This is a genomic window from Vibrio sp. 2134-1, assembly GCF_033339495.1.
Window position 1 is genome coordinate 1 of record NZ_JAWOUS010000110.1, and the last position, 1148, is coordinate 1148.

General features: G+C 45.3%; 1 protein-coding gene and 1 pseudogene. One reads left to right on the forward strand and one right to left on the reverse strand.

The window, feature by feature from the left end; translation table 11 throughout:
• A pseudogene (locus tag R7R78_RS24215) lies at positions 1-118 on the reverse strand (TRAP transporter small permease); the annotation flags it as partial.
• Between the two features lie 321 nt (positions 119-439).
• Between R7R78_RS24215 and R7R78_RS24220 the strand changes: the two are divergent.
• On the forward strand, positions 440-1148 hold a 709-nt coding region (locus tag R7R78_RS24220; RefSeq protein WP_225474386.1), incomplete at its 3' end, for a TRAP transporter substrate-binding protein.

The window sequence follows — 1148 nt, forward strand, 5'->3', positions numbered from 1 at the left end:
GTTTACCGAGTACGTAGCGTGAAAGCACCTGCCAAACCACGCAGAAGACAAGAAAGGTCGAAAGAGAGACAGTAAATGCTGCCAACCCCCTGTTGATATACGTGACCAGTTTATTCATTTTCATTTCCTTAAAGTAAACACGCGGACTGCATAACAATTGGTTTACCAATGTGGGCGAGCGTATTTGTGTAGGGTCTCAAAATAGGCATGTTGTTCTGAGTGGATTATAAGTTAGGCGATTTGGTTGTCACGTGAGCAGCTTCACAAATGAATTGGTTGACCAATTTAAGAGTAATTAGTGTGATTTTGGTCAATCAATTTGCTTTTTTGTTTTGACGATAGGTTTTTCGATCGCCAATAATGACCTCGAAACAAGAAATACCGTGAAAAATTAAAACTACCCTACATATTGGATAACCAATCCAAGGAGAATAGAACAATGATGACGCGTAAGACTCTTTTAAGCGCTGTAGTAGGTGCTGCAATGACCTTCGGCGCCACTGCTTCTGCTTATGCTGCGACCACTTTGAAGCTAAGTCACAACCACCCTCGTGACCATGCAGTACATAAAGCAATGGACTTTATGGCAAAAGAAGTTCGTGAAATGACAGACGGGGAAGTTCGTATCCGTATCTACCCTGATGCGCAGTTAGGCACTCAGCGTGAATCGATGGAGCTGATGCAAAACGGTGCTCTGGATATGGTGAAGAGCAACGCGGCAGAATTGGAAGCTTTCTCCCCTGCTTACGCAGCATTCAACATGCCTTACTTGTTCCGCGATAAAGACCACTACTACAAAGTGACAGACGGGGAAGTGGGTCGTGAAATCCTGAATTCTTCAGCGGACAGCGGCTTTATTGGTGTGACTTACTACGATGCGGGCGCACGTAGCTTTTACACCAACAAACCAATCAATACGCCGGAAGATCTAAAAGGTCTGAAAGTACGTGTACAGCCGAGCCCATCTGCTATTGCGATGGTAAAAGCGTTAGGTGGTAACCCGACACCATTGGCATACGGTGAGCTATACACAGCATTACAACAAGGCGTGGTGGATGCTGCGGAAAACAACATCCCATCATTTAGCTTAAGCCGTCACAGTGAGGTATCGAAATACTTCAGCGTAGACGAGCACACCATGGTGCCAT